The 24545-nt window shown below is 72.8% G+C and carries 21 protein-coding genes; 19 read left to right on the top strand and 2 right to left on the bottom strand.

Going from position 1 to position 24545, the window contains the following annotated elements:
- The first annotated feature begins 216 nt into the window (after positions 1-216).
- The 6 genes from AB0883_RS09010 (at position 217) to AB0883_RS08985 (ending at position 5609) form a co-directional block, all read left to right on the top strand.
- Complete coding sequence (locus AB0883_RS09010) at positions 217-984, top strand: helix-turn-helix transcriptional regulator (RefSeq protein ID WP_366641683.1); 768 nt, start codon at positions 217-219, stop codon at positions 982-984.
- Entirely contained in the window at positions 975-1175 is a 201-nt protein-coding gene (locus tag AB0883_RS09005; RefSeq protein WP_132233542.1) for a DUF397 domain-containing protein, read from the top strand. Before AB0883_RS09010 ends, AB0883_RS09005 begins: the two co-directional genes overlap by 10 nt.
- A gap of 368 nt (positions 1176-1543) precedes the next feature.
- Entirely contained in the window at positions 1544-2728 is a 1185-nt protein-coding gene (locus AB0883_RS09000; protein WP_366640725.1) for a spermidine/putrescine ABC transporter substrate-binding protein, read from the top strand.
- Between the two features lie 5 nt (positions 2729-2733).
- The gene (locus tag AB0883_RS08995) at positions 2734-3900 is read left to right on the top strand and encodes an ABC transporter ATP-binding protein (protein WP_366640724.1); all 1167 of its coding nucleotides are present in this window, start codon (positions 2734-2736) and stop codon (positions 3898-3900) included.
- Complete coding sequence (locus AB0883_RS08990) at positions 3897-4802, top strand: ABC transporter permease (protein ID WP_366640723.1); 906 nt, start codon at positions 3897-3899, stop codon at positions 4800-4802. The genes AB0883_RS08995 and AB0883_RS08990 overlap by 4 nt, the downstream gene beginning before the upstream one ends.
- 3 nt (positions 4803-4805) lie before the next feature.
- Positions 4806-5609, top strand: a complete 804-nt coding sequence (locus tag AB0883_RS08985; RefSeq protein WP_366640722.1) for an ABC transporter permease — start codon at positions 4806-4808, stop codon at positions 5607-5609.
- 97 nt (positions 5610-5706) lie between these two features.
- Here AB0883_RS08985 and AB0883_RS08980 read toward each other — a convergent pair whose 3' ends face one another.
- Entirely contained in the window at positions 5707-7641 is a 1935-nt protein-coding gene (locus AB0883_RS08980) for a proprotein convertase P-domain-containing protein (RefSeq protein ID WP_366640721.1), read from the bottom strand.
- 185 nt (positions 7642-7826) lie between these two features.
- On the opposite strand from AB0883_RS08980, the gene AB0883_RS08975 reads away from it, so the two are divergent.
- A complete protein-coding gene (locus AB0883_RS08975) occupies positions 7827-9266 on the top strand; it encodes an aldehyde dehydrogenase family protein (protein ID WP_366640720.1) in 1440 nt (479 codons plus the stop codon).
- Between the two features lie 22 nt (positions 9267-9288).
- On the opposite strand, the gene AB0883_RS08970 is transcribed toward AB0883_RS08975, so the two are convergent.
- The gene (locus AB0883_RS08970) at positions 9289-10521 is read right to left on the bottom strand and encodes an SUKH-3 domain-containing protein (RefSeq protein WP_366640719.1); all 1233 of its coding nucleotides are present in this window, start codon (positions 10519-10521) and stop codon (positions 9289-9291) included.
- A gap of 74 nt (positions 10522-10595) precedes the next feature.
- Between AB0883_RS08970 and AB0883_RS08965 the strand changes: the two genes are divergently transcribed.
- The 12 genes from AB0883_RS08965 (at position 10596) to manA (ending at position 24461) form a co-directional block, all read left to right on the top strand.
- Positions 10596-11015: a YbaB/EbfC family nucleoid-associated protein gene (locus AB0883_RS08965; RefSeq protein ID WP_366640718.1), complete on the top strand. Its 420-nt coding sequence runs from the start codon at positions 10596-10598 to the stop codon at positions 11013-11015.
- A complete protein-coding gene (locus tag AB0883_RS08960; protein ID WP_366640717.1) occupies positions 11015-11353 on the top strand; it encodes a hypothetical protein in 339 nt (112 codons plus the stop codon). Before AB0883_RS08965 ends, AB0883_RS08960 begins: the two co-directional genes overlap by 1 nt.
- Positions 11354-11371: 18 nt before the next feature.
- Positions 11372-15766, top strand: coding sequence for a toxin glutamine deamidase domain-containing protein (locus AB0883_RS08955; RefSeq protein WP_366640716.1), 4395 nt, complete (start codon positions 11372-11374; stop codon positions 15764-15766).
- The gene (locus tag AB0883_RS08950) at positions 15763-16215 is read left to right on the top strand and encodes a hypothetical protein (RefSeq protein ID WP_366640715.1); all 453 of its coding nucleotides are present in this window, start codon (positions 15763-15765) and stop codon (positions 16213-16215) included. Before AB0883_RS08955 ends, AB0883_RS08950 begins: the two co-directional genes overlap by 4 nt.
- A gap of 498 nt (positions 16216-16713) precedes the next feature.
- The gene (locus AB0883_RS08945; RefSeq protein ID WP_366640714.1) at positions 16714-17109 is read left to right on the top strand and encodes a hypothetical protein; all 396 of its coding nucleotides are present in this window, start codon (positions 16714-16716) and stop codon (positions 17107-17109) included.
- Positions 17110-17135: 26 nt separating this feature from the next.
- Positions 17136-17846: a deoxyribonuclease V gene (gene nfi / locus AB0883_RS08940; protein ID WP_366641682.1), complete on the top strand. Its 711-nt coding sequence runs from the start codon at positions 17136-17138 to the stop codon at positions 17844-17846.
- A gap of 322 nt (positions 17847-18168) precedes the next feature.
- Positions 18169-19341, top strand: a complete 1173-nt coding sequence (locus tag AB0883_RS08935) for a hypothetical protein (protein ID WP_366640713.1) — start codon at positions 18169-18171, stop codon at positions 19339-19341.
- A gap of 69 nt (positions 19342-19410) precedes the next feature.
- Complete coding sequence (locus AB0883_RS08930; protein WP_366640712.1) at positions 19411-20793, top strand: phosphomannomutase/phosphoglucomutase; 1383 nt, start codon at positions 19411-19413, stop codon at positions 20791-20793.
- 62 nt (positions 20794-20855) lie between these two features.
- Positions 20856-21038 (top strand): Trm112 family protein, encoded by a 183-nt coding sequence (locus AB0883_RS08925; RefSeq protein ID WP_121396478.1) that lies wholly within the window; start codon positions 20856-20858, stop codon positions 21036-21038.
- Positions 21035-22231 (top strand): SIS domain-containing protein, encoded by a 1197-nt coding sequence (locus AB0883_RS08920; RefSeq protein WP_366640711.1) that lies wholly within the window; start codon positions 21035-21037, stop codon positions 22229-22231. The genes AB0883_RS08925 and AB0883_RS08920 overlap by 4 nt, the downstream gene beginning before the upstream one ends.
- A 76-nt stretch (positions 22232-22307) precedes the next feature.
- Positions 22308-23294 carry a cation diffusion facilitator family transporter gene (locus tag AB0883_RS08915; protein ID WP_366640710.1) on the top strand — a complete coding sequence of 329 codons (987 nt, stop codon included), beginning with the start codon at positions 22308-22310 and terminating at the stop codon, positions 23292-23294.
- 3 nt (positions 23295-23297) lie between these two features.
- The gene (gene manA, locus AB0883_RS08910) at positions 23298-24461 is read left to right on the top strand and encodes a mannose-6-phosphate isomerase, class I (protein WP_366640709.1); all 1164 of its coding nucleotides are present in this window, start codon (positions 23298-23300) and stop codon (positions 24459-24461) included.
- The last annotated feature ends 84 nt before the right edge of the window (positions 24462-24545 follow it).

The following is a 24545-nucleotide window of genomic DNA, read 5'->3' as shown; positions in this document are numbered from 1 at the left end:
GGGCCGGCGCGCGGCCCTTCGGAGGTGCGACCGCTCGTTCCGGTGTCCGGCCCGACGCTGCGGCGGAGGCATGTCCAGGGCCTTTTCCGGGCGGTCGTCGGCCACCTCGGACGCGCGAAACAGATCCCACCGCGACACGCCGGCAGCGTGACGACAAGGGCACTAAGCGTGGCTACCGTGCGCCCCAGTGTGATCGCGGGCGCGGGAGGTCGGATGGTGAACGAGGCACTGCGGGTGGCGATGGCCGAGAAGGGGGAGACCGCCGAGTCGCTGGCGGAGAAGGTGGGTGTCGACCCGAAGACGGCGGGACGGTGGCTCGCGGCGGGCCGGATCCCGCACCCCAGGACCCGGCTCGCCGTCGCCGAGATCCTCGGGCGCGACGCCGCCGAGCTGTGGCCCGAGCCGTTCCGCCGCCGCGACCTGCCGTGGTTCCGGCCGTGGGCGGAGCTGGAGCAGGACGCCGTCACGATCAGGTCGTACCAGCCGCTGCTCGTGCCGGGCCTGCTCCAGACCGAGGGGTACGCCCGCGCGGTGCTGGCGACAGGCGGCCTGCTGCCGGCGGCCGAGGTCGACGAGATCGTGGGCGGCCGGCTGGCCCGGCAGGCGATCCTGGCCCGGGACGCCCCGCCCCAGCTCGTCGCCGTGATCGACGAGGTGGTGCTGCGCCGGCGGGTGGGGGACCGGGCGGTGATGGCCGGGCAGCTGGCCCACCTGCTGGCGGTCGCCGCGCAGGAGCACGTGCAGGTCCGGGTGATCCCCGCCGAGGCGCCGTGGCACACCGGGCTCGCCGGGCCGTTCGTGCTGATCCGGCTGCCCGACGGCGCCGAGACGGCCTATCTGGACAACCAGCTGCGCGGTCAGGTCGTGACCGAGAGTGCCGACATTGCTAGCCTGGGCGCGAGATGGGAGAGCGTCGCCGGCGAGGCGCTGCCGCGACGCCGGTCGATCGAGCTGATCGGGGAAGTGGCGACGACATGGACATGACCGACGCCCGCTGGCGCACCGCGACCCGCAGCAGCAACAACGGCGGCGACTGCGTCGAGGTGGCCGACAACCTGCCCGGTCGGGTGCTCGTGCGGGACAGCAAGGACCGCGCCGGGGGCGTGCTCACCTTCGCGCCGGACGCCTGGCGGGCGTTCGTCGGGTCCGCCGGCCGGCACGGGCGCGCCGGCTGATCGGGCGGGGCCTCAGGCGTACGCCTGCGCGCGTCGCGTGAGGCGGACGGACGCCGCGGTGGCGAGACCGGCCGGTCGCCGCGACGATCCGCGGCGCTCCCACGACGATCCGCGGCACTCCCGCGACGATCCGCGGCACTCCCGCGACGATCCGCGGCGCTTCCGCGACGATCCGCGGCGCTTCCGCGACGATCCGCGGCGCTCCCGGCGCCGAGCGGAATGTGGTCGCGCCTTCGCCCTTCGCGCACGCCGACCCGCCGTCCGTCGGCGCCGTCGGCCCATGCCAAGATCTGTCGTTCACCGCACCTGACGTCCCGTCGGCGCGCCACTCTCGCCTGCCGCCGACGATGACCTCGAGGAGTCGTCACATGCGATCTCCCCTCCGGCCCCTCACCCGGCGTGGGCTGCTGACCGGCGCCCTCGGCTCGGCGGCACTGCTGGCCACGGGCGGCTCGCTGGCCGGCTGCGGCACCAGGGGCGCCGCCCAGACGGAGGCCGGCTGCGTCAGCGAGGACCTGTCCGGCACCGAGAAGACGCTGACGTTCTCCAACTGGCCGCAGTACATGGACGTGGACGACGCCGACTCCGCCAAGCGGCCGACCCTCGACGCCTTCGTCGCCGAGAGCGGCATCCAGGTCGCCTACACCGAGGACGTCAACGACAACAACGAGTTCTTCGGCAAGGTGCAGCACCAGCTCGCGGGGTGCCAGCCGACCGGGCGGGACATCATGGTCCTCACCGACTGGATGGCGGCCCGGATGATCCGGCTCGGCTGGATCCAGAAGCTGGACAAGTCCAAGCTGCCCAACGTCGAGGCCAACCTGCTGCCCTCGCTGCGCGGCCGGTCCTTCGACGCGGAGGACCGGCTCGCCATCCCGTGGCAGTCGGGCCTGGCCGGCCTCGCCTACAACGGCAGGGCGACGAGGGAGATCCGGACGGTCGACGAACTGCTCACCCGTCCGGACCTCAAGGGCAAGGTGACCGCGCTGGCCGAGATGCGGGACACCATGGGCCTGCTGCTCCAGTCGAACGGCCACGACCCGGCGAACTTCACCGGCGCCCAGTTCGACGACGCGCTCGCCAAGCTGAAGAGGGCCGTCGACTCCGGCCAGATCCGCAGGTTCACCGGCAACGACTACGCGCCGGACCTCGCCAAGGGCGACATCGCCGCCTGCATCTGCTGGTCCGGCGACGCCATCCAGCTCGGCTTCGACGACGACAGGGTCAGGTTCGTGGTGCCCGAGTCCGGGGTGATGATCTGGTCGGACAACGTGGTGGTGCCGAACAAGGCCACCCACAAGGGCAACGCCGAGCGGCTCATCGACCACTACTACCAGCCGGCGGTCGCCGCCCGGCTCGCCGCGTTCGTCAACTACATCTGCCCCGTCCGGGGCGCCCAGGCCGAGATGGAGAAGATCGACCCGGCGCTGGCCGCCAACCCGCTGATCTTCCCCGACGACGCCATGCTCGCCAGGTCGAAGGTCTTCATGGCGCTGGACGAGAAGCAGGAACGCGAGTACGAGAGCAAGTTCCAGCAGGTCATCGGAGCGTGAGCGGGATGGGTACGACGACTGCGGGACGCGAGACCCCGGCCGGCGACCTGCGGCTGGCGAACCTCACCAAGCGGTTCGGCGTCGTCACCGCGGTGGACGACCTCAGCCTGACCGTCCCGCAGGGCTCCTTCTTCGCCCTGCTCGGCCCGTCCGGCTGCGGCAAGACCACCACGCTGCGGATGATCGCCGGCCTGGAGGAGCCGACCGGCGGCCAGGTGCTGCTGGGCGAACGGGACGTGACCCGGCTGCGCCCGTACAAGCGGCCGGTGAACACCGTCTTCCAGAGCTACGCGCTCTTTCCGCACCTGGACGTCTTCGAGAACGTGGCGTTCGGCCTGCGCCGGCGGGGCATCCGTTCCGTCGACGACGAGGTCATGGGCATGCTCGCGCTGGTGCAGCTCGACGACCACGGCCACCGCCGTCCCGCCCAGCTCTCCGGCGGGCAGCAGCAGCGGGTGGCGCTGGCCCGTGCCCTGGTCAACCGCCCGCAGGTGCTGCTGCTCGACGAGCCGCTCGGCGCGCTGGACCTGACGCTGCGCCGGCGGATGCAGATCGAACTCAAGCGGATCCAGACCGAGGTCGGCATCACGTTCGTGCACGTCACCCACGACCAGGAGGAGGCCATGACGATGGCCGACACCGTCGCGGTGACGAACGCCGGGCGGATCGAGCAGCTCGGCGCCCCCGCCGACCTCTACGAGTATCCGGCCACGGCGTTCGTCGCGAACTTCCTCGGCCAGTCCAACCTGCTCGCCGGCGAGGCGTCCGGCGCGGGCGGGAACGAGGTCGCCGTGTCGGCCCACGGCCGTCGCTTCTCGGTGCCCGTCGGCCGGGCCCGGGTCGACCGGGGGCCGGTCCACCTGGGCGTACGCCCGGAGAAGCTGCACCTGGCCGACTCCGTCGACCAGGTCCCCGCCGGGTGCCAGCACGTCACCGGCATCGTCACCGACGCCTCCTACGTGGGAGTGAGCACCCAGTACCTGCTGCGCACCGGCTGGGGCGGCGAGCTGACGGCCTTCGTGGCCAACAGCGGCACGGCCCGTCCACTGCCGCTGGGCGCGGAGGCGGTGGCGTACTGGGACCCGCGGCACGCCTTCCTGCTGCCCCGGGAAGCCGGCGGGCAGGACCGGAGCGCGCCGGCGCGGGACGAGCCGGTCGGCGCACCCTCGTGAGCGCCCTGGGCCGGCTGCCCACCGGACCCGGGAAGCCGGCGCCGCCCGCGTCGCCCCGCCGGCCCGGGCTCCTGCCGTACCTGCTGCTGCTGCCCGCGGCGGCGTGGCTGGTGCTCTTCTTCGCGGTGCCGCTGGTGCAGCTCGCCACCGCCAGCCTCTACGACCCCGCCGGCTCGCTCGCCACCGGGTACGCGATGACGTGGGCGTTCGGCAACTACCCCGACGCGCTCGCCGCGTACTGGCCGCAGTTCGGGCGGTCCTTCGGCTACGCCGGGGCCGCGCTGGTGCTGGCGCTGCTGGCCGGCTACCCGCTCGCGTACGCCATCGCGCAGAAGGCCGGCCGGTGGAGGAACCTGCTGCTCGTCTGCGTGGTCGCGCCGATGTTCACCAGCTTCCTGGTGCGTACGCTGGCGTGGAAGACGATCCTGTCGGACAACGGCTGGCTCGTCGGGCTGCTGCGCGACGTGCACCTGCTCGCCCCCGACGGGCGGCTGCTGGCCACCCCCGTCGCGGTGGTGCTCGGCCTGACGTACAACTTCCTGCCCTTCCTGGTGCTGCCGCTCTACGCGAGCCTGGAGCGGCTGGACCCCCGGCTGCTGGAGGCGGCCGGCGACCTCTACGCCGGCCCGTGGCGGACCTTCCGCCGGGTCACGCTGCCGCTGTCCATGCCTGGCCTGGTCGCCGGCACGCTGCTGTTCTTCATCCCGGCCAGCGGCGACTACATCAACGCCGAACTGCTCGGCACCCCCAACGAGTACATGATCGGCAACGTCATCGACTCGGCGTTCCTGGTCCGGCTGGACTACCCGCAGGGCGCGGCGCTGTCGTTCCTGCTGATGGCGGCCATCCTCGCGGTGGTCTTCGGCTACCTGCGCCGGACCGGCCCGAAGGAGGTGATCTGACCGGTGGGACACCGTTTCGGGCGCTGGCTGGCCGACCGCTGGGTGGCGGGTGTGGCGCTGCTGGTGCTCGGCTACCTGCTCCTGCCGGTCGCCGTCGTCGCCGCGCTCTCCTTCAACCGCCCCTCCAGCCGCCTGTCGTACGACTTCAACGAGTTCACCCTCGACAACTGGCGCAACCCGTGCGCCACCTCCGACATGTGCGACGCGGTGGTGCGCAGCGTCCAGATCGGCTTCGTCTCGACCGTGGTCGCCACGGTGCTCGGCACCCTGATGGCGTTCGCGCTGGCACGGCACCGGTTCCGTGGCCGCGCCGGGATCAACGTGCTGATCTTCCTGCCGATGGCCACCCCCGAACTGGTGATGGGCACCTCGCTGCTGGCCCTCTTCGTCTCCGCCGGGGTGCCGCAGGGCTTCTGGACGGTCGTCGTCGCGCACGTCATGTTCTGCCTGTCGTTCGTGGTGGTCACCGTCAGGGCGCGGCTGGCCGGGATGGACTCCCGGCTGGAGGAGGCCGCCATGGACCTCTACGCGAGCGAGTGGCAGACCTTCCGGCGGATCACCCTGCCGCTGGCGCTGCCCGGCATCGTGGCCGCCGCGCTGCTCGCGTTCTCGCTCTCCTTCGACGACTTCATCGTCACGAACTTCAACGCCGGCACCACCGTCACGTTCCCCATGTACGTCTGGGGCGCCGCCCAGCGGGGCATCCCGCCCCAGGTCAACGTCATCGGCACCGCGATGTTCGTGCTCGCGCTCGTACTGACCCTGACCACCACCCTGCACCCCCGCCGCAAGAACCACCCCACGTAACCCACCCGCGCGGGCGGGAGAAGAGGAGGGGCCCCTCGCCAGGCGGGAGCGTGGCGAAGGGCCCCTTGGACCCGGGGTCGGCCCGGGGCGGTTCGGGCTAGAGGGTCAGGGTCCAGCCGTCGATGTAGCCGGTGTCGCCGGAGGCGGCGTCCTGGACGCGCAGGTTCCAGGTGCCGTTACGGGTCTCCGTGGAGAGGTTGACCGTGTAGGTCTGGTTGATGTTGTCGGCGGAGCCGCCGGTGCGGTTGTGCAGGGTGTAGGCGCTGCCGTCGGGGGCGACGAGGCTGACGGCGAGGTCACCGACGTAGGTGTGCACGATCTGCACGGCGACCTTGCTGGTCGACGAGGCGGTGCCGGTGCAGCCGGCGATCGCGACGCTGCTGGTGACCGTCGCGTTGTCGCCCACGGTGACGTTGTTGGCGTTGGTGCCGGTGCAGTTCGTCGTGCCGGAGCCGCCCAGGTTGAGCGTCCAGCTGTTCACGTAGCCGGTGTCGCCGGCGCCCGCGTCCTGGACCCGCAGCTTCCAGGTGCCGTTGGCGACCTCGGAGGAGAGGTTGACGGTGTAGGTCTGGTTGATGTTGTCGGCGGAGCCGCCGGTGCGGTTGTGCAGGGTGTAGGCGCTGCCGTCGGGGGCGACGAGGCTGACGGCGAGGTCACCGACGTAGGTGTGCACGATCTGCACGGCGACCGTGCTGGTGGAACCGGCGGTGCCGGTGCAGCCCGCGATCGTGATGGTGCTCTCCACCGTGGTGTTGTCGCGGATGGTCACGTCGGTGCCGTTGGTCTGGGTGCAGCCGGTGGGCGGCGGGGGCGTGGTACCGCCGTCGCCGACGTACAGCAGCTTGTTGGGCGAGCCGGTGCCGGGGCTGGTCACCGCGTTGCTGGTGGCGTCGGCGACGAGCTTGTCGCGCACCTGCTGCGGGGTGAACGTCGGGTTGGCGGCGACCACGAGCGCGGCGGCGCCGACCACGTGCGGGGTCGCCATCGAGGTGCCGCTGATGCTGTTGGTGGCCGTGTCGCCGGTGTGCCAGGCCGAGGTGATCGAGCTGCCGGGGGCGAAGATGTCCAGGCAGGTGCCGATGTTGGAGAACGACGAGCGGGCGTCGGTGTTGGTGGTCGAGCCGACGGTGATGCCGGCGAGGAGACTGGCCGGCGAGCTGTTGCAGGCGTTCGCGCCGTAGTCGTTGCCGGCGGCCAGCCCGTAGGTGACGCCGTCGGCGATGGACCGCGCCACCGCGTCGTTGAGCGCCTGGCTGAACCCGCCGCCGAGGCTCATGTTGGCCACCGCGAGCTGGCCGGCGGCGTGGTCGCCGGTCACCCAGTCGACGCCCTGGATGACGCCGGCGTCGGTGCCGCTGCCCTCGCAGTCGAGCACCCGGACGCCGACCAGCGTGACGCCCTTGGCCACGCCGTAGGCGGTGCCGCCGACCGTGCCGGCCACGTGCGTGCCGTGCCCGTTGCAGTCGTCCGCGCTGCCGCCGTCGATGGAGTCGAAGCCGGAGACGGCCCGGCCACCGAAGTCGCTGTGGCCGAACCGGATGCCGGTGTCGATGATGTACGCCTTCACGCCCGAGCCGGTGTTCGGGTAGGCGTACGAGTTGTTCAGCGGCAGGGCGCGCTGGTCGAGCCGGTCCAGGCCCCAGGAGGGGGTGGGGCTCTGCGTAGCGCTGATCCGCATGGTGTGGTTCTGCTGGACGTAGCGCACCGAGGGGTCGGCGGCGAGCCGCTTGGCCTCCGCCTCGGACATCCGGGCCTCGAACCCGCGCAACGCGTTCTGGTACGTCCGGTTGACCGCGCCCCGGTGCCGGCCGGCGAGGTCACGCGCCTTCTTCGTGACGTCGGTCCGGCCCACGGAGGCGTCCTTGAACACCACGATGTACGAGTCGTCGACGGCGGTGGCGCCGCCCGCCATGAGGATCTGTCCCTCGGCGGGGGCGGCCGTCGCGGGGGCGCCGAACGCCACGGCGGTGGCGACGGCGGCGGTCAACACACCGACGCGCCAGCGGCGCGCGGCGGGGTAGGGGAGTGTCATCCCTCGGGTGTTCCTCTCGCTACACGACGGCGGGTACGCCATCGATCGCAATTGATCAAAGTGAGCAAGAGCGTAGGGCCTCCACGGCAAAATGTGGAGACGTGAGGGGATCTTGTATTAGGGGGGTGGACTGCGGTAAGGGATCAACCGGGCTCACTGCCGCGCGGAGGTCTACGCTGCTGCGTGTGGACCCGGTCGCCTTTCACGTCGCCTCCCGCCCCGCCCACGGCGAGGGCGAGCTGACCGTCCACCACCCGTACGACGGGCGCGCCGTCGGTCGTACCACCCTCGCCACCGCCGACCAGGTCGAAGCGGCCGTCGCGGCAGCCGCCGGGGTGGCCGCGGTGGCCGCGGCCCTGCCCGCGCACGCCCGCGCGGCGGCCCTGGACCACGTGTCCCGCCGGCTCGCCGAGCGGGCCGAGGAGTCCGCGCGGCTGATCACCGCCGAGAACGGCAAGCCGCTGAAGTGGGCCCGCGCCGAGGTCGCGAGGGCCGTCTCCACCTTCCGCTGGGCCGCCGAGGAGGCCCGGCGCTTCTCCGGCGAGCTGCAACGCCTCGACACCGACCCCGCCGCCACCGGGCGCATCGCCCTGGTCCGGCGGGCGCCAAAGGGGCCGGTGCTCGGCATCGCGCCGTTCAACTTCCCGCTGAACCTCGTCGCGCACAAGGTCGCCCCGGCCATCGCGGTCGGCGCCCCGATCGTCGTCAAGCCCGCCCCCGCCACCCCGCTGTCGGCGCTGCTGCTGGGCGAGCTGCTCGCCGAGACCGACCTGCCGGAGGGGATGTTCTCGGTCCTGCCGCTGCCGAACGAGCGCGCGGCCGAACTGGTCCTCGACCCCCGGCTGCCGGTGGTCTCGTTCACCGGCTCCGGGCCGGTCGGCGCGACGATCCGTCGCCGCGTGCCCGAGAAGCACGTCACCCTGGAGCTGGGCGGCAACGCCGCCGCCGTGATCTGCGAGGACTGGAACACCGACGAGGACCTGACCTTCGCCGCGCACCGCATCGCGACGTTCGCCAACTACCAGGCCGGGCAGTCGTGCATCGCCGTGCAGCGGGTCTACGTGCACGAATGGCTCTACGACGCGTTCCTGCCCCGCCTCGTCGCGGCGGTGCAGGAGCTGCGCGTCGGCGACCCGTCCGACCCCCTCACCGACGTCGGGCCGCTGATCTCCGTCGACGCCGCCCGCCGCGTCGAGGCGTGGGTGGACGAGGCCGTCACCGCCGGCGCCACCATCGAGCTGGGCGGCCGGCGCGACGGTGCCACCTACCCGCCGACCGTGCTCTCCGGCGTGCCGGCGGACGCCAAGGTCTGCGCCGAGGAGGTCTTCGGCCCCGTGCTGGTGGTCGCCCGCGTCGCGCACGACCAGGCCGCGTTCGCCGCCGTCAACGACTCGGCGTACGGGTTGCAGGCGGGCGTCTTCACCCACCGCCTCGACACGGCCTTCGCGGCGCACCGCACGCTGGAGGTGGGCGGGGTGATCGTCGGCGACGTGCCGTCGTACCGGGCCGACCAGATGCCGTACGGCGGGGTGAAGGGCAGCGGCGTCGGGCGCGAGGGCCTGCGCAGCGCCATGGACGACTACACGGAACCCCGGGTGATGGTGCTGACCGGCCTGTCGTTGTAGCGGCGCGTCCGGCGCCGCCCGCTCACCAGGTGCCGTCGTCGCGTACGCGGGCCGGCGCCCGGCCGAGCAGCAGGGTGGTCAGCGCGGCGTCGATGTCCTCGCCGAGGAACCACTCGCCGGCCTGGTCCAACGCGAAGACCCACCCCCGCTCGTCCACGGCGAGGATGCTCTCCTGCCGCTCGGTGCCGATGGGGAAGAGCCGTACGCCGAGCACCGCGGCGAAGTCGGCCAGCGTGTCGGCGGTGTGCGCGACCTGTCGTGGACGGATGTCGAAGCGGGAGATCCACACCTGCTCGCCGGGACCGCGCCGGGCGCCCACCAGGCTCGGAAAGGCGGTCAGTGTCGACAGGACCGCAGGGAAGTCGGGATGCGTGGACGTCTCACCCCTGACGGCACTGACGTCCCTGATGGCGGACAGGGCGACGATCTCGTCTCCGAAGTGCGGCCGCCAGCCGGCCGCGACGAGTGCCTGCGCGACGTCCGGGTGAAACCGGCCCGGCGCAGGGTCGGGCTGCGGGTCCGGCTGCCACGGCATCGTGAAGGCCCGGTCGGACCAGGGCAGGACGTTGAAGTCCACCAGCAGGTCCACACACGAGTCGCAGGGGCGGTCGGCGAGGCCGCCGTTCGGATCGCCCGGCTCGCGCACCCGGAAGACCTCGAACCGGCCGGTCTGGAGGATGTCCTTCGCGTCGGCCATGCCGAGCGGCGCGATGCCCTCGGCGGCGCGGCGGTGGTCGTAGTCGTGCAGGACGTCGGAGACGACGATCAGCTCGGCGTGCCGGTCGCCGCCGCGCACCAGGTGCCCGGGGGGCAATCCGTCCAGGTAGGACCGCACCAGCGGGTGGTGGTTCAACGTGACGTCGCCCTTGGCGCCCTGCGCGCGGAACAGCCGCCCCCCGACCGTCAGGTGCGCCGCCGTAGCGGGCGTCGGCAGCCGGCGGATCTCGCGGAGCAGTTGGCTCGCCGGATCGACCGTACGGGGCACCGCGGGGCCCTCCGGCCGGCTCCGGCGGTACATCTGCGCGACCACGTCGACCGGCACCCGCGGCCAGGTGGTCACCTCGCCGGTCAGCTTGTCCACCACCGTGGTCGGCAGGTCGCCGGGCATCGTCCTCGCCTCGATGGGCACGGTGGACGTGATGACGTAGCCGAGTTCGAACTCGTCGACGCTGGGGCGGCACTCGTGTCCCAGGCGCTGTGACTCGCGGCGGGCCCACACGGCGGCGAGCTGCTCGGCCTGCTGGCGATCGATCACGGCTTGAAAGTACCGGACCCCACGGATTCGTGGCGCCCGGTATGGTTCGCCCTACCGACGGTAACCGGGGGAGGGTGGCGTTGGCCGAGAGTGTGGACCGCGACGCCAACCGCGCGCTGCGGGCGCGGTTCGACGAGGTGTACGGGGACTACCAGCGACTGAGGTCCGGTCTGGACGAGCTGCAGGGTCGGCTCGCCGAGCTGCGGGTGACCGAGCGCTCCGAGGACGGTCAGGTGACCGCCACCGCCGGTGCCCGGGGGGAGGTGATCTCGGTCGAGCTGCACCCCTCCGTCTTCCAGGACCGGGACGCCAAGGCGTTGAGCCGGAAGATCACCACCACCGTCCACCGGGCCGGCGCCGCGGCGGTCGCGGCCACCCAGGAACTCGTGGCCGGCTACCTGCCCGCCGGCTCCGGGGCGACTGACTTCCTGCGTACGGGTGACTTCGGTTCGTTGCTGGGCCGGGCCGACGCCGTGCTGCGCCGGGGCGAGTGATGGACGGTCAGCTCTGGCTCGACCCGCAGCGGGCCCGGCGCGGGGGCGTCGACCTCTCGCTCTCCGGTCAGGCGATCACGGCACGCCGCCGCCAGGCGGGCGGCGCCATCGCGGCGGCGAGCGACCGGTCGCCGTGGGGCAAGGACGACATCGGGGCCGCGTTCGAGCAGAAGTACCGCGGCTTCGAGGAGCTGGTCCTGCGCACGTGGGAGGGCGTGGGCCGGCACCTGGAGGGCCTCGGCGCGGACGTGGTCCGGTCGGTGGATGCCAACCTGCGGACGGACGCGGCGAGTGCGGGTCGGCTCGGCCGCGTCGGCGACCGGCACCAGCAGCGCTGATCTGCTGAGGAGACCCGGATGAGTGTGTTGCCGAGCCCCATCCCGCACCCGCTCGACTACTCGCCCTGGCAGTTGCCCGGCTGGGTCTACGAGGCCCTGGACTGGGTCATCGGTGTCGAGTGGCCAGAGGGGAACGAACGCGCGGTCTGGGAACTCGCGGACCAGTGGTACGCGGTCGCCGCCGCGCTGGCCGGACCGCGCGCCGACGCCGTTGCCGCCGCCGGTGAGGTGCGCAGCGGGTACGGCGGCGTCGGGGCGGTCGCTGCCGCCTTCGACACCGCCTGGCGTCGGGTGGCGGAGGGCGACGAGGCGCCGTTGCCCGTGCTGCTCGCCGTCAGCACCGAGCTGGGTCGGCTGGTGGAGGAGTGCGGCTGCGACATCGAGGGCGCCAAGCTCGAGGTCTGGATCGAGCTGGGCATCCTGGTGGTCGAGCTGCTGTCGCTGGCCGTCGCGACCGTGCTCACCGCCGGCGCGGCCTCGCCCGCCGCCGGGGCGGCGATCACCGCCACCAGGCTGATCGTGCAGCAGATCTTCAAGCGGCTGATGGCGCAGCTGGCCCGCAAGTCGCTCAAGCAGGGGCTCAAGGAGGCCGGCGAGCGGGCGGCGAAGGAGGTCACGAAGGGCGGCGTGCGGGGGTTCAGCCGTCGCGCGGCGCTGAGCGGTGTGTCCGAGGCGGCCGAGGAGAGCGGCATCAACCTCGCCACCCAGGCGTACCAGAATTCGACCGGCCGCCGGCACGGGCTGGACGTGACGGAGTTGGGCACCACGGCGCTCGGCGGTATGGCCGGCGGGGCGGTGGCGCCGCTGGCCGGTCTCGGGCGGCACGCCACCGGCCGGGGTGCCCGGATCGGGGAGCACTTCGGCCGCGAGATGGCCGGCGAGGTGATGGCCGATCAGGCCGCGAGCCTCGCCACGGGCCAGGGGCTGACCTCCGTGGAGGACGCGGCCCGCGCGGCCGCGTCCGGCGCCCGGGGTTCCGCCACCGCGCAGGCCGACGCGGCGTTGCAGGCACGGCTGACCGGCCAGATGAGCGACCTGGCCGGGATGCCGCTGACGTCGACGGGAGCCGGCGGGCTCTCGACGCCTCCCGAAGTGCCGGCAGCGGATGGGCCACCTGTCGCCCAGCCCAGCGCGGGGGTGGCGCCGTCCGTCACCGTGCCCGACGCGGGAGCGGGTCCCCCGGTCCACGGAGCGGGGGCATCGGTCAGCGCGCCAGATGAGGGCCAGCGAGGGGTGACCGCTGCGGAGACGGCACCGTCGGCCCGGCCGTCGGCGGAGGCCCAGACGGGGCCGAACGGTCCCGCGACGACCACCGCCGCCGCCCAAACTGGTGACACGACCGCGCCTGTGACCGCTGCCGGAACCGAACGGGCCGGCGCGGCCGTCGCGACCACGTCGCCCGCGCTGCCAGAGTCCGCACTCAGCCCGACTCTCTCCTCTGTCACGACGGCAGCGCCCGTCAACAGCGCCGCCGGGGGCGTCTCGGCCGGCGTGGAGGGTCAGGCGACCGTTTCCGGAAACGCCGCGAGCGGCGCCGCCTCCCTCAACGTAGCGAGTGCTGCTGGCCCGTCGAATGCGCCGCCAGCGGCTCCGGTGAACGGGCCCAGCACCGGCGTGGGCACCGCGACGGTCGGGCCGGCCCCCGCCTCGTTCCCCGAGCCGAGAACGGTTGCCTCCGTCCCCGGTGCGGGTGACGTTCCGTCGGTCGCCAATCCCGAGCCCGCCGTCGCACGAGGATCCACCGGAGCGGTGCCGGCACAGCCGCAGCCGGCACCACCGACGATGCTGCCTTCGCCCGATGCACCGGCAGCCGAGCCGAATCCGCACGTCCGTAGCGACACGCCGGCACCGGCCGGTCAGCATGATTCGGCCGGCCCCCGGGTCAGAAGCCCCGAGTGGTACGCGGCCAAGTGGGCCCTCGACCGGGACGCGTTCGAGAGACGTCGCTACCGCGGCTACTACGAGTCGCAGCGGGCGTGGTTCGAGGACAAGCGCCGTTATGACGAAGCTTTGCGCCTCAGGGCCCGCGCGGACGAGCACCACCAGAGGGCGCGGGACTTCGCCGCCCACGCCTTCCATCTGCACCAGACGGGCCAGGCGCGCCAGGCTGACGGGTGGCAGCGGGCAGCGAACGACGAGATGCGGGCGTACGGGGAGTACCTGGACTACGCGGAAGCCGTACTGGCCGGCGGCGTCGTGCCGTCCGTCGTGGGCGTCGTCGATCCCGCGGACTTCCGCCGGATCAACGACGACGTCGGTGACCTGGCATACGGTGCCGTGGAGACCGCCGACCGCTCGGCCTTGACAGGCGACGACCATCCGCCGCCGATCGACCGGTCCCGGAACTACGGCCGGCCCGGCGGTCTGCGTCCACCGCTGGCCCTGCACCAGACCGACATCGAACGGCAGGTGCCCCGAGAACCCGACGGGAGTGTCCGGCGCAACGCCGACCCGCGAGTGGGTGGCTGGTTCGGGTTGGTCAACGACGGCGGACCGCAGGCCGACCCGACCCGCGGCATCAACTGCATCGACTGCACCCTGTCGATGTTCGACACCTGGATGCACGGTCGCCCCCGGGTGGCCGCTCCCCGCACCTTCGACGCCTACCTGGCCGGCGACATCACCTGCCCCATCAACGGCGAACGCGACGGCATCGGGCGGGTGGAGGACATCACCGGAGGCCGCTTCCAGCGCCTCTGCCAGCCGACCGAGGACGTCCAGGGCGTTGAGCGGCAGCGGGCCATCGACACGGGATACCGCAACCTCCACGACCAGCTCCGCCTCGGGGGCCACGGCAGCTTCGCCTTCGTCATCAACAACTGGGAACAGGGCGGTTCCCACATCTGGGTCGCCCTCAACCAGAACGGCACCATTCTCTACCTCGACCCGCAGACCGGCGCCGTTTCGACGACGCCCCTGTACCTGCACCAGGGCGTCCCGCATCCGCACAACGCCGTCGACACCGAGGTCCTGGTGATCGGCTCGGACGGCAGACCGATGCCGCTGGGCGGGCTGCGGCGGGGGCGGTTCAGCCAGCGACCGGACCTGCCGGAGTACCCACCCGTCGAAACCGACCAGGGATACGGCGAACTGTTCCTCAACCGCATGCACCTGCTGGACGGGCCGGGCTCGGCTCCGTCCGACGGGTCGATGCCATCGGGGCTCCCACGACAGTCCGACGAGGCAGGACCGGCTCCCGACCGCAGCGACACACCGTCCGAGGACCTGCGGACGGCGCGGGAACGCGCGCAGGCGGACCGGGCGGGGAACCCGGTTGCCGTCGGCGTGATCCTGGCCGCAGAGCCCGACCTGGGACGGGTCTTCGCCGCCGGTGTGACGCCGGCCGAGGTGGCGGCCGGCGTAGACCCCCCGACACTCCGGCGACTCGTACCGCAACTTGACGACGCGGGCGCCGAAGACGTGGCACGGCTGTTCGCGGATCCACGCGTGCAGCGGATGCTGGAAGAGACGTGGCGGCAGCCGCCCAAGGACGAGCCGATGTTGGCCGAGAACCTCGTCCGACAGTTGGCGCAGCGACCTGACCTGGCGCGGATGGTCCTCGCTACGCCTGAGTTGGCCACGTCGCTGACGGCTCGACCGTTGACGATGCTTCATCTAGCTGCACAGCAGCAGGCGATCGACGTCCTCGGCTCTGTGCTTGACGACATAGCGGAACGAGGCGCAGCCTCGATCGCCTCCGAGGGAGTCCCTGACGTTCTACCGACGCCTTTGAGCGACGCGCAGCGGCAGATCAGTGCCAACTTTCCCGCCGAGGAGGAAAGAGCATTACAAGCCGGCTTCGACATGGCCCGTAAGAGTGATGACGGGTATCGTCGTGAGTATCTTGATCAGTTGTACGCCGACGCAGCCGAGGCGCAACGAGAGGTCCTGGCGCTTGCGGAGCGATTGGCCGCAGATGCTCCTGGCTTCGCTAAACCTGCTGGTCGTCCTGGGCCAAAGGATAGGAGGCGAGCCGAGGACAAGATTGCCAAGTATCGGGGTAACGCTTCTATGCTCACCGATCTTGCTGCGGCAAAGGTCGTGTTCCGTGACCTGTCGGATCTTTACGTGGCGCTAGACGTACTCCATCGATATGAAGGCGTGCACGTCGTCGAGTTCGAGGACCGCTTCCTTGGTCCCCAGGAGAGTGGTTATCGAGACATTCAGATGTCATTGCGGATGTCGAACGGTCACATCGCGGAGTTTCGCTTGCATCTCGAAGCACTGGATGAAGTGGCGTCCTGGGAGCATGCCCTGTACAAGGTTCGGCGTGACCTCAAAGCGGTGGCGAAGGAGCAGGGCCGTATCATGTCTCCGATGGAGCGAGCCCTTTACAATGGCGTTCTCAAAGAGGAGCAGCGCCACTTCTGGCAGGCGCTGCAGACGACGTTGCGCGGAGGCTCGCAGGAATGACCGAGATGCCCGGCCTCACGCTTCCAGCTTATTTCAGCTATTACAAGTCGCCGGTGAAGATGACTGGTACGCCGGATGGCGGCATCAAGGCGTGGCGTCTGTCGCACGACACCGGCGGGTGGGAGTCCGCCGATGATCTCATCGAGGAAATCTTGTTTGCCGTCGGCGGGGAGATCAGCTCGCTGACCGTGGACTCCTTCATCCAGTGGACGGAGCATGATCGTGGTCGCTATCTGCAGGGCGAGGGGCCGGTCTTCGCGTTGTACGAGACAGTCAGGGCGATCGTAGAGAGCGCCCAGGCCGAAGGGCGACGTTTGACGACGACGGAACTGGCGTTGGTTCGGGGGATCAGGCGGAAGACGTTTGTCATGTTCGAGGAGCAACTTCAGCAAGCGGGTGACCCCGCGGCTGATCCTTCCTTAGGTGCTGAGGGAAGTAGCCCTTCCTGAATTGATACCGCGCCGGGTGAACCTGTGGCGGCTCCGGTTGGGCCTCGATGGGCCCGAGGTGGCTGACCCCTCCGCAGCCATGCCACCGCCGTCCCTCTCAGCGACACGTACACCCGGCGAATCGGCGACACGCACACCCGGCGAATCGGCTGGTCGAACAAGTCCCTGCACCTCCGACGGCGCCCTCGCTCCGACGGCAACTTCTCCGGATGAGCGGACCGAGCTCGTCGAGTGCCTGCGGGAGCAGCGGCTCACCTTGGGCTGAAGTGCGTCGACGGGCCCGCGGAGGGCGCTCGCGCGGCAGGGCTGTGGCGCCGTCGATGCCGTCATTACTCGGTCTGTCGGCACTTGACGCAGGATGGAGCGACTGGTTCCGGCGGACGGTGGCCGGTCGGGACGCGCGAAGCACCACGGCTCGGGAGACCGGCCAGTAGGCGTCTGCCGCCCTGCAGGGTCGCGGAATCGAGGCGGCTTGCCGGGCCGGAATACCATGGCGAAATGGCTGAATCAGACAATGGGCAGAAGTCGTCCGGCCCTGGTAGGTGGCGTTCCAACACCTGGACCTGGCCGGTCGGCCTCCTGCTCGGTCTGGTCATCGGCCTGGCCGCACTGGACGGGGCCGCCGGTGTGGGCGTCGGCATCGTGATGGGGGTGGCCTTCGCCGTCGCCCTGGGAGCCGGCAGCACCCAGGACGACGACAGCGCGGACGAGGACAGCGACGGTGAGGACGACGTCAGTAAGGACGCCGTCAGCGATCCCGGCAGCGAGGACGGCGACGGGCGGAACGCTTACGAGCAGGACGCCGGGCGGCAGCGCGTCGGCCCGGAAAGTGCCGGGCCTCCGGGTACCGACGGGCAGGGCGCCGATTCGGCGCGTACCGACGGGCCGTCGTGACGTCGGGCGAACCCGGGGCCGTGCGGGTGGAGACGACCGGGGCCCCGGACCCTCGGACGGTCGCGCCGGGCAGCGTGGCGGAGGCGCTGGCCGTACAGGAGCGGTTGCGGCCGCTGGTGGACCTGGTCGGGCCCGGTCCCGCCGAGCCCGCGACGGTGGCCGGCCTGGACGTGGCGTACGCCGAGAGTGGTGACCGGCTCGCGGCGGCCGTGACCGTGCTGGACGCCCGGACCCTCGCGGTGGTCGACTCGGCGGTGAGCGTGGGCCGGCCCGCGTTCGCGTACGTCCCGGGGCTCTTCGCCTTCCGCGAGCTGCCCGCGCTGCTCGACGCGCTCGACCGGCTGACCGTGCGGCCCGAGCTGCTGGTCTGCGACGGGCACGGGCTGGCCCACCCGCGCCGGTTCGGGCTCGCCTGCCACCTGGGCGTGGTGACCGGCCTGCCGGCCATCGGTGTGGGCAAGACGCCCCTGCTGGGGGAGTGGACGCTGCCGGCCGACCGCCGGGGCTCGTGGGCGCCGTTGCGCGACGGGGACGAGACCGTGGGTCGGGTGCTGCGTACCCGGGACGGCGTGAAGCCGGTCTTCGTCAGCGTCGGGCACCGGATGAGCCTCGACGACGCGACCGCGCGGGTGCTGGCGTTGACGCCGCGCTACCGGCTGCCGGAGACCACCCGTACCGCCGACCGGCTCTGCCGCGACGCCCTGGCCGCCGCCGAAGCGACCGCCCGGCCCACCTGAAGCCGCCGCCGAAGCGACCGCCCACGCCACCTGAAGCCCGCCCCGGAGGGGCCGCCCCGCCGTCCTGGGGTCGCCGCCGGAGGGACAGCCCGCGCCACCTGAAGCCGCCGACGGAGCGACCGCCCGCGCCGTATGAGGCCGCCGCCAGTTCCGGCGACCAGGCCCGACCGGCACGCGAGGCGACCCGCCGCCGGCCAGGTACGCGGACCGGGTCGCGGGGTAATACGGCGCACATCCGGGGCGCTCAATGACCGGGCCCCGACCGGGCCCGGTAGTAGCCTGACCGGCGGACCCCCGTCGGGGGAGGAACGGCGAGGTGATCATGGCGGTACGTCGGCACGCGGCGCGGCTCGCGACGGTCTGCGCGTTGTTGGGCGGCCTGGTGGCGCTCGGCGCGACGCCGGCGCTCGCCGCAGGCGACTCGGTCCGGGTGCGTTCGGCCGGCAGCTTCACCGCCGGCGGTTCCGCCGGGGGCGTCTCGATCGAGGTGCGCAAGCGCAGCGACGGCTGCGTGCTGCTGCGTACCGCACTGGGGCTGCGCCTGGCCGACCTGCGCGCCGACCAGGTGAGCGCGCAGGTCAACGTGGGCGGGCGCTGGTTCCCGGTGCCGCTCTCCGGCGGCCGGGGCAGCGCGGCCACGTCGGCCACCTCGCCGCTGAACCCGAGGCTCTGCAAGGGCAAGAGCATCACGGTGCGCTACCGGGTGGCGTTCGCCGCCGAGGTGCCGGGCGGCCGGCTGACCGTGAGCGGCGCGGCCAGCGACGCGCTCGGGCGGGCCCTGGGCCGGGGCGCGGTGGCGTCCCGGGTGGTCGGCGACCGGGCCACGCCCTCGCCGACGCCGAAGCCCTCGAAGAAGCCGTCGCCCACCCCGAGCGCGGTCGCCACCCAGGTGCGGGCCGGCGCGGCGGACCCGGACCTGGCCGCCGGCCAGGGCGCCGGCGCCGTCAGCAACGCCGCCGAGGAGGAGTCCTCCGGCGGCTCGGTGGTCATGTTCTTCGGCATCGCCATGGTCGCCGTCGGGATCCTGCTCATCGTCCTGCTGTTCCGCCGCTCGCGGGCGGACAAGGAGCCGGCCGACCAGGGCCACGTCCCGCTGCCCCGCAACCCCGGCGGCACCACCTACCGCTCCGGGCAGGGCCCGGCCGCCGCCCCCGGCCCACCCGGCCAGGTGTACGGGCAGCAGCCTCCCGCCCCCGGCCTGTACGGCGGCACGCCCGCGCCGCCCCCGGCCGGCGGTGCGCCCGCGCCGCGCCCGGCCGGCGGCGTGTACGGCAGCCGCCCGGCACCGGCCCCGGAGGCCACGCAGGTGGTGCCCGGCGCGCCCGCCTCCCCGCCCGTGTCGGCCCCGCCCGCGAGCCCGAGGCCGGCGCCCCCGGTGCCGGGGCAGTACGGGGCGCCGCCGCCCGTGCCGCCCGCCCAGGGCAAGCCCGGCGACCCGCCGCCGGAGACCGGTGGTGGCGACCACACGGTGTTCATGCCCCGGCTCCCCGGCTGAGCCGGGCCGCGCCGCGCCCCTCCGATACGCTCAGGCCGTTGAGGACCTGCGGCGCAAGGAGCGAGACCGGTGTCTGATCTGTCCCAGATCGTGAAGGCCTACGACGTTCGTGGGACGGTGCCGGACCAGTGGGACGAGCAGGCCGCCGAGGCCCTCGGCGCAGCCTTCGCGCAGGTGCTGGACGGCTTCGGCGAGCAGGACGAGGCGGTGCTCGTCGCGCACGACATGCGCGCCACCGGACCTGGTCTGGCCGCCGCCTTCGCCGCCGGCGTCCGCGCCGAGGGGCGCGCGGTCGTCGAGTTGGGCCTCGCCTCGACCGACATGCTCTACTACGCCTCCGGGGCGCTGGGGCTGCCCGGCGCGATGTTCACCGCCAGCCACAACCCGGCGCAGTACAACGGCATCAAGATGTGCCGCTCCGGGGCTCGCCCGATCGGGCAGGACAGCGGGCTGGCCGAGATCCGCGAGCGGGCGCAGGCCCTGCTGGACAAGGGCGAGCGCCCGACCGGGACGCCGGCCGCGCCGGCCGAGCGGCGCGACCTGCTGGCCGACTACGCGGCGTACCTGCGGCAGCTGGTCGATCTCTCCGGCGTCCGTCCGCTGAAGGTGGTCGTCGACGCCGGCAACGGCATGGGCGGCTACACCGTCCCGGCCGTGCTCGGCGACACCGTCCTGCCGGCGCTGCCGCTGGAGATCGTGCCGCTCTACTTCGAACTCGACGGCACCTTCCCCAACCACGAGGCCAACCCGCTGGACCCGGCCAACCTGGTCGACCTCCAGCGCGCGGTGATCGAGCACGGCGCCGAGATCGGTCTGGCGTTCGACGGCGACGCGGACCGCTGCTTCGTGGTCGACGAGCGCGGCGAGCCCGTCTCGCCGTCGGCGATCACCGCCCTGGTGGCGGCCCGCGAGCTGGCCAAGCACCCCGGCTCGACGGTGATCCACGGTTTGATCACCTCCAGGGCGGTGCCGGAGATCATCCGCGAGCACGGCGGCGAGCCGGTCGTCTCCCGGGTCGGGCACTCCTTCGTCAAGGCGGAGATGGCCCGGACGAACGCGATCTTCGGCGGCGAGCACTCCGCCCACTACTACTTCCGGGACTTCTGGTTCGCCGACACCGGCATGCTCGCCGCGCTGCACACCCTGGCGGCCCTGGGTGAGCAGTCGCTGCCGCTGTCCGTGCTGGCGAGCGAGTACGAGCGGTACGTGGCCTCGGGTGAGATCAACTCGACGGTGGCCGACCAGGCCGCCAAGGTGGCCGAGGTGCGGGCCGCGTACCCGCAGGCCGACGCCGACGAGATGGACGGGCTGACCCTGCGCTTCCCGGACGGCGCGTGGTTCAATCTGCGCGCCTCCAACACCGAGCCGCTGCTGCGGCTCAACGTCGAGGCCCCGACGCGGGAGCGGATGGCCGCCCTCCGTGACGAGGTGCTCGACCGGGTTCGCCGATAAGATCGCCTGCGCCGGTCGGCACCGTCGATCGGTGAGACCGCATACGTGGAAGGAGCCGCGCCGTGGCCCTGGACCCGCAGTTGCTGGAAATCCTCGCCTGTCCGGACACGCATCACGCCCCGCTCGACTACGACGCGCAGGCGCAGACGCTGACCTGCACCGAGTGCGGCCGGATCTTCGAGGTCCGCGACGACGTGCCGGTGCTGCTGCTGGACGAGGCGCGCGGCCCTTCGGAGCAGTCATGATCGACGGCACGGCCGGGGTCAGCGGCCGGCGCGAGCCCGACGAGGCACTTCTCGACGACCCGGCCGCGCTGGCCGAGCACGACCCGGGCGGCATGCTGCGGCACACCGCCTCCGCCGGGGCACAGGTCCGCGAGACGGCCGCCCTGGCCGCCGAGGCCAACCTCCAGGTGCTCGCCGACGAGGGCCGCCCCCGGGCGGTCGTCATCGCCGGCATCGGCACCGCCGGGCGTACGGGCGACGTGCTGGCCACCGTCGCCGGGCCGCGCTGCCCGGTGCCGGTCATCCCGCACCGCAGCGCCGGCGTGCCCGGCTGGGTGGGCGCCGCCGACGTGGTCATCGCCGTCAGCGCGTCCGGTCGCAGCCCCGAGGCGCTGGGTGCCGCCGAGGCCGCGCACCGGCGGGGCGCCCGGTTGGTCGCCGTCGGCGCGCCCGACTCGCAGTTACAGTCCGTGGCCGAGCGGGCCCGGGCGCCGTTCATCCCGGTGCCCCGGCGCGCCCCGGCCCGGGCCAGCCTCTGGGCGCTCACCGTGCCGGTCCTGCTCGCCGCCCGTACGCTCGGGCTCGTGAAGGTCAACGAGGCGGACCTGGCGGAGACCGCGGCCCGGCTGGACGCGGAGGCCGACCGCTGCCGTCCCACGGCCGAGTCCTTCGTCAACCCGGCGAAGTCGCTGGCCCTGGGCCTCGCCGGCTCGGTGCCGATCGTCTGGGGCTCGTCGCCGCTGGCGACGGTCGCGGCCCGCCGGTTCGGCGACACCCTGTCCGCCAACGCCCGCTACCCCGTGGTCAGCGGTGCGCTCGGCGAGGCGGGGCGCGGTCGGGTCGGCCTGCTCGACGGCGTCTTCGGCGGCCTGGCCGAGGGGGAGCGCGACATCTTCGCCGATCCCGACGCGGATGAGCCGTCGGGCACCCGGCTGCGGTTGGTGCTGCTGCGTGACGGGGGGCTGAACCCGGAGGACGACGCCGACGAGCCCCTCGACGTCGAGGAGCGCCGCGCGGACGCCGTGCAGACCCTCGCCGAGCGGCGGGGCGTGCGCTGCGACGTGGTGACCGCCGAGGGCGGCTCCGCGCTGGAGCGGCTCGCCTCGCTGGTCGCCGTGCCGGACTTCGCCTCGATCTACCTCGCCCTGGCACACGGACTGGACCCGATGGCCGTGCCGGCCATCACCGAAATGAAGGAGCTGGCAAACCAGTGAGCGATAGCAGGGAACGGGTCGAGCGGCGCGCCGCGTCGATGCCCGGCGGTGCCGCACGACGGAACGGAGCGACGGCGTGAGCGCCAACGGTGGTACGAAGGCGATCGTCGCCGCCCTGTTGGCCAACTCCGGCATCGCCGTCACCAAGTTCGTCGCGTTCCTGCTGACCGGGTCGTCGTCGATGCTGGCCGAGTCGGTCCACTCGGTCGCCGACGCCGGCAACCAGGGCCTGCTGCTGCTCGGCGGGCGGCGGGCCAAGCGCGCGGCCACCCCTCAGCACCCCTTCGGCTACGGCCGCGAGCGCTACATCTACGCGTTCATCGTCTCCATCGTGCTGTTCAGCGTCGGTGGCCTGTTCGCCCTCTACGAGGCGTACCACAAGTGGTCGCACGCCGAGGGCATCACCTCGTGGCACTGGGTGCCGGTCGCGGTGCTGGTGGCCGCGATCATCATGGAGATCTTCTCCTTCCGCACCGCGATCGTCGAGTCCAACCTCGTCCGGGGCAACCAGTCGTGGGTGAAGTTCGTCCGGCGCGCCAAGGCGCCCGAGCTGCCGGTGGTGCTCCTGGAGGACCTGGGCGCGCTGGTCGGTCTGGTCTTTGCGCTCTTCGGCGTGGGCATGACGCTGATCACCGGCAACGGCCGGTGGGACGCGGCGGGCACCGCGATGATCGGTGTGCTGCTGGTGGTCATCGCGATCATCCTGGCCATCGAGACCAAGAGCCTGCTGCTCGGTGAGGGCGCCGAGGCGCACGACGTCGCCGCGCTGGAGAAGTCGGTCACCGACGGCCCCGAGTTCGAGCGGATCATCCACATGAAGACGCTCTACCTCGGCCCCGAGGAGCTGATGGTGGCCGCCAAGGTCGCCGTGCCGGCCGGCGTCACCGCGGAGGTGTTGGCGCAGAGCATCAACACCGTCGAGGATCGGATCCGCGCCGCCGTGCCGACCGCCCGGGTGATCTACCTGGAGCCGGACATCTACCGCGCCACCGCCGAGCGGGCGGGCGCCGGGAGCGCGTCGCCCTCCGAGCCGGGTGAGGTCGCCGGGCGGCCCGGGAGCTGACCGGTGGAACTGCTGCACGGACCGATCCGCGACTACGCCTGGGGGTCCCGCTCGGCGATCGCCGAGTTGCAGGGGCGCCCGGCGCCGAGCGACGGCCCGGAGGCCGAACTGTGGCTGGGCGCCCACCCGGGCGGCCCGGCCCTGGTCGACCGCGACGGTGCCCGGGTGAGCCTGACCGACCTGCTGCTCGCCGAGCCGCACCACTGGCTCGGCGAGCGGCTGGTCGGCCGGTTCGGCACCCGGCTGCCGTTCCTGCTCAAGGTGCTCGCCGCGGACGCCCCGCTGAGCCTCCAGGCGCATCCGGACGCCGAGCAGGCACGCGCCGGGCACGCCGCCGACGCCGCCCGCCCCGACGGGCAGCGCAACTACGTCGATCCGTACCACAAGCCGGAGTTGCTGGTCGCGCTCTCGCCGATGGAGGCGCTCTGCGGGTTCCGGGACCCGGTGGCCTCGGCGGTGGCGCTGGCCGGCTTCGGCGTACCCGAGCTGGAGCCGGTGCTGGCGGCACTGCGGACCGGGCCGGCGGGCCTGCGCGACGCCGTACGGCTGCTGCTGACCTGGCCCGCCGACCGGCGCGACGCGCTGGTGGCGGCCGTGGCGGCGGCGCCGGTCGCGGGGCCGGACGCGGAGTTGGCCCGGGACCTGGCCGCCGCTTACCCGGGCGATCCCGGGGTGCTGGTGGCGATGCTGCTCAACCGGGTGCGCCTGGCGCCCGGCGAGGCGATCTGGATGCCGGCGGGCAACCTGCACGCCTACCTGCGCGGCACCGGCGTGGAGATCATGGCGGCCAGCGACAACGTGCTGCGCGGCGGGCTGACGCCGAAGCGGGTGGACGTCGAGGAGCTGCTGCGGGTGCTGCGTTTCGAGGTGCTGCGCGACCCGGTGGTGCCGCCGCTGGAGGTCGCCCCGGGCGTGGTCACCTGGCCGGTGCCGGTGGAGGACTTCGCGCTGCACCGGGTGACGGTGGGCGCAGGGTTGCCGGAGGTGACGGTCGAGGTGCCCGGGCCCCGGGTGGTGCTCTGCCGCTCCGGCGAGGTCTGCGTTGACGACGGGGCCGGCGCGGTGACGCTGGCGCCCGGGCGGGCGGCCGTCGGGAGCGCCGCCGCCGGGGCGCTGCGCCTGCGCGGCGCGGGGGAGGCGTACGTCGCGAGCTGCGGCCTGCGCTGAGGCGTGGAGCTGGGGCGCGGGCGGCGGCACAAGTCCGACTTTCCCGGAATAACTTGACTCTGCTGTGGCTGGGTGTGACCCTGT

This window comes from Micromonospora sp. NPDC047812 (assembly GCF_040704175.1).
Lineage (GTDB): Bacteria > Actinomycetota > Actinomycetes > Mycobacteriales > Micromonosporaceae > Micromonospora.
Note: the sequence above shows the minus strand (reverse complement) of the source record. Positions and strands in the feature narration are given on the sequence as shown.

Bases quoted from the DNA above. Each gene is read 5' to 3' on its own strand.
- AB0883_RS09005 (WP_132233542.1), top strand. From the start codon at position 975: ATGGACATGACCGACGCCCGCTGGCGCACCGCGACCCGCAGCAGCAAC.
- AB0883_RS08955 (WP_366640716.1), top strand. From the start codon at position 11,372: ATGAGTGTGTTGCCGAGCCCCATCCCGCACCCGCTCGACTACTCGCCC.
- AB0883_RS08945 (WP_366640714.1), top strand. From the start codon at position 16,714: ATGGCTGAATCAGACAATGGGCAGAAGTCGTCCGGCCCTGGTAGGTGG.
- AB0883_RS08950 (WP_366640715.1), top strand. From the start codon at position 15,763: ATGACCGAGATGCCCGGCCTCACGCTTCCAGCTTATTTCAGCTATTAC.
- AB0883_RS08960 (WP_366640717.1), top strand. From the start codon at position 11,015: ATGGACGGTCAGCTCTGGCTCGACCCGCAGCGGGCCCGGCGCGGGGGC.
- AB0883_RS08935 (WP_366640713.1), top strand. From the start codon at position 18,169: ATGGCGGTACGTCGGCACGCGGCGCGGCTCGCGACGGTCTGCGCGTTG.
- AB0883_RS08980 (WP_366640721.1), bottom strand. From the start codon at position 7,641: ATGACACTCCCCTACCCCGCCGCGCGCCGCTGGCGCGTCGGTGTGTTG.
- AB0883_RS08920 (WP_366640711.1), top strand. From the start codon at position 21,035: ATGATCGACGGCACGGCCGGGGTCAGCGGCCGGCGCGAGCCCGACGAG.
- AB0883_RS08995 (WP_366640724.1), top strand. From the start codon at position 2,734: ATGGGTACGACGACTGCGGGACGCGAGACCCCGGCCGGCGACCTGCGG.
- AB0883_RS09000 (WP_366640725.1), top strand. From the start codon at position 1,544: ATGCGATCTCCCCTCCGGCCCCTCACCCGGCGTGGGCTGCTGACCGGC.